Source organism: uncultured Dialister sp. (assembly GCF_937959425.1).
Taxonomy (GTDB): domain Bacteria; phylum Bacillota; class Negativicutes; order Veillonellales; family Dialisteraceae; genus Dialister.
Window position 1 is genome coordinate 1 of record NZ_CALGPS010000090.1, and the last position, 3420, is coordinate 3420.

The 3420-nt window shown below is 57.5% G+C and carries 3 protein-coding genes; all 3 read left to right on the forward strand.

Annotated features, from left to right (window positions below):
• Nucleotides 1–626 precede the first annotated feature (626 nt).
• Genes Q0482_RS03545 through Q0482_RS03555 form a run of 3 tightly spaced genes read left to right on the forward strand, consistent with a single transcriptional unit; the run spans nt 627 to nt 2975 of the window.
• Nucleotides 627–1295 carry a metal ABC transporter ATP-binding protein gene (locus tag Q0482_RS03545; RefSeq protein ID WP_299143464.1) on the forward strand — a complete coding sequence of 223 codons (669 nt, stop codon included), beginning with the start codon at nt 627–629 and terminating at the stop codon, nt 1293–1295.
• Nucleotides 1282–2076, forward strand: a complete 795-nt coding sequence (locus Q0482_RS03550) for a metal ABC transporter permease (protein ID WP_299143465.1) — start codon at nt 1282–1284, stop codon at nt 2074–2076. The genes Q0482_RS03545 and Q0482_RS03550 overlap by 14 nt, the downstream gene beginning before the upstream one ends.
• Nucleotides 2073–2975 (forward strand): zinc ABC transporter substrate-binding protein, encoded by a 903-nt coding sequence (locus Q0482_RS03555; protein ID WP_299143467.1) that lies wholly within the window; start codon nt 2073–2075, stop codon nt 2973–2975. Before Q0482_RS03550 ends, Q0482_RS03555 begins: the two co-directional genes overlap by 4 nt.
• Nucleotides 2976–3420: the final 445 nt, after the last annotated feature.

Consider the following 3420-nt stretch of genomic DNA (forward strand, 5'->3'; position numbering starts at 1 on the left):
GGAAGAAAAGGTTGACGGAGCCTGTGGGCCCGAGGGTTCTTAAGGTTCTTAAGTTTGACAGCGGCCTTTGGACGCTGAGGGTTGTGGTGGCAGCTTCGCCGCAATAAAAAAGGGACGCGGCTGACGCCGCAGGTTGGGACCGCCTGCCGGCGGCGGGTTGTGTAGAAGGGTTGTGAGGGAAAAGGTTGTGGAAAAGGTTCTCAAGTTTGACCGGCCTACGGCGGTCGGGTTCTTAGGTTTGACGGCGCCTTTGGCGCCGAGGGTTGTGGCGGCGGCTCCGCCGCAATAAAAAAGGGGCACGGCTTCGCCGTAGGTTATGGCCGCCTGTCGGCGGCGGGTTGTGTAGAAGGTTTTTTCCCCCTCTCTTATTGTCCCCCCGCTTCAGCGGGGGAAAGGTGGTGCCGCAGGCACCAAAGGGGGGTGTGTTTCCATCGTGCCGCAGGCGCGGTTGTATGGTTTTCGCTGCCGATAGCCGATAGCGGATAGCCGATAGCGGACAGCGGTCTCACCATCCCACTATCCCACTATCCCACTATCCCGCCATCCCCCATCCTCTGGCCTCCCCTTGCCTGCTATGCTATGATGAAAGGAGAATATCGACATTTATAACAAGGTAAGGAGACGCCATGCTTGACATAGAACATCTTTATTTTTCCTACACCGGAAAGGAGCCCTGGCTTCTGGAGGATATTTCCCTCCACGTGCCGAAGGGATCCTATATTTCCATCGTAGGAAACAACGGCAGCGGAAAGAGCACCCTTTTGAAGCTCATCTTGGGATTCCTGTCCCCGGTGAGGGGCACCATTTCCTGCCGCGCCCGGCGTGTGGGCTATGTGCCCCAGATGCCTGCCCGGGACCATGCTTTTCCCATTACCGTGGCGGAGGTCATTCATTCCTACGGGAAGCTCCTTCACCTGAAATCCATTTCCGTGAAGGACACTCTTGCCGTCACCGGCATGGAGGATTATGCCGGCGAGCTCATGGGGAATCTTTCCGGCGGGCAGCACCAGAAGGTACTCATTGCCCGGGCCCTCATGGGGAGTCCGGATCTCCTCATGCTGGACGAACCTTCCACCGGCGTGGATCTGGAAAGCCAGCGGGAAATCTACGGGGAGCTCTCCCGGCTGAACCGGGAAAGGGCCCTCACCGTGCTGGCGGTGGAGCACAATATGGAAGAGGCGGGGCAGGTGTCTACAGGCCTCTACCATGTGGACGGCGGCAGGGGCCATCTCTGCAGCGTGTCCCATTATATTGAAGAATATATAAAGAAGGAGGGCGGCCATGTTCAGTTATGATTTCATGCAGAATGCCCTTTTCATTTCCATCTGCATCGCCATCCTCTGCCCCTGCATCGGCATTTTCATCGTGCTGAAGCGCTACTCCATGATCGGCGACACCCTGGCCCATTCCTCCCTGGCCGGCGTCACCCTGGGCCTCCTCTTCCGGGAAAGCCCGGTGCTGGTGTCCTTTGCCTTCACCGCCCTGGCGGGGCTTTCCATCGAGTTTCTGCGCCAGTATTTCAAGAAATATACAGACCTGATTCTCTCCATCGTGCTGTCCATTTCCGTAGGCATTGCCATCACCCTCATCAGCTCCGGCCATCTTCACGCTAATGCCGACGCCTACCTCTTCGGCTCCATGCTCACCGTGTCTCCCATAGACATGGCGGTCACCGCCGTGCTGAGCCTCTTCGCCGTGGTGACGGTGATTCTGAACTACCACCAGCTCCTCTACATTACCTATGACGAGGAAGCCTCCCGCATTGCCAGGGTCCACGTGAAACGGCTGAACTACCTCTTCGCCTTTCTGGTGGCCGCCGCCATTTCCGTATCCATCCGCTCCGTCGGCATCCTGGTGATTACCTCCATGATTACCCTTCCCGTGGCCAGCGCCCTGCAGCTGAAGAAGGGATTCAAAACCACCTTCCTGGCCTCCCTCCTTTACAGCTTTGCCTCCATCCTTTCGGGATTCTTCCTCTCCTACTTCATCGGCGCAGCCCCCGGCGGCGTCACCGCCCTGACCGCCGCCTTCCTGCTCCTTTCCACCATTTTCGTAAAGCAGGTGCTCCGTCCATGAAATCCCATTTCAAAAAAGAAATCGCCCTTCTCCTTGCCGCCATAGCCTTCACCGCCGGCTGCGGAAAAGAGCCGCCAGCCGTAGAGGAAGGGAAAATCCCGGTGGTGGTTTCCTTCGGCGCCATGGAAAAGCTCACCGAAGCCATCGGCGGAGACGCCGTTTCCATTTCCGTCATGGTACCCGACGGCACCGAGCCTCACGACTTCGAGCCCCGGGCGGGAGATCTGGTGAAACTGAAGGAAGCGAAGGTCTTCGTGTACAACGGCATGGGCATGGAGCACTGGGCGGACAAGGCCCTCCGGAGTGCCGGAAGCGACAATCGGGTGGTGGTCAAGGCGTCGGAAAAGGTCACGCCCATCCTGCTGGAAGATGAGGAAGAAAGGGAAGAACACGGAGACTACGACCCCCACACCTGGCTGGGCCTCTCCGAAGCCAAAGAAGAGGCCCGCGCCATCCGGGACGGCCTCATCACCGCCTCCCCGGAAAACAGGGACCTCTTCATGAAAAACTACAGTACCTTCGCTGCCGGTATAGACAGCCTGCAGGCGGAATACAGGGAAAAGCTCTCCAAAGCGCCAAGGAAAGAACTGGTTACCGGCCACGCCGCCTTCGGCTACCTGGCAAGGGACTTCTCCCTCACCCAGGAAAGCGTAGAAGACGCCTTCGCCACCGGGGAACCGCCGGCCCGGAAGCTGGTGGAGCTCATCCGCTTCTGCCGCGCCCATCAGGTAAAAACCATATTCACCGAAGAAATGATGGATCCCGCCCTGGCCAGAACCCTGGCAAATGAAGCCGGCGCCGACGCCGAAACCCTCTCCACCCTGGAGGAACCGGACAAAGAAAGCTATCTGGATACCATGAGGGAGAATCTGGAGAAAATAGAAAAGGCAATGAAATAGGGGCCAAAGGGAAGGTTGACGGGGCCTGTGGGCCCCGAGGGTTCTTAAGGTTCTTAAGTTTGACGGGCCTGCGGCCCGAGGGTTGTGTAGAAGGGTTGTGAGGGAAAAAGTTGTGGAAAAGGTTCTCAAGTTTGATCGGCCCAGGGCCGGAAGGTTCTTACGTTTGACAGCGGCCTTTGGCCGCTGAGGGTTATGGATTGCCCTTCGGGCAATAATTATATATGCCGCCTGACGGCGGCGGGCGTTACGGGATTTCCTTTCCGCCGGACACGGTCATTCTGAGCCGTAGGCGAAGAATTTTGGTACCCGGCACAGTAGAGACATCCGCTAATAAATACCAGTCGGCGGGAAACACTTCCGCGTATGCCGTAAGTGACTCCAACCAGCTCACTAGCAGGAGTTTACAAGTTAGTGATTTTCTAATCAAAAAAGAGCGATTTTATCG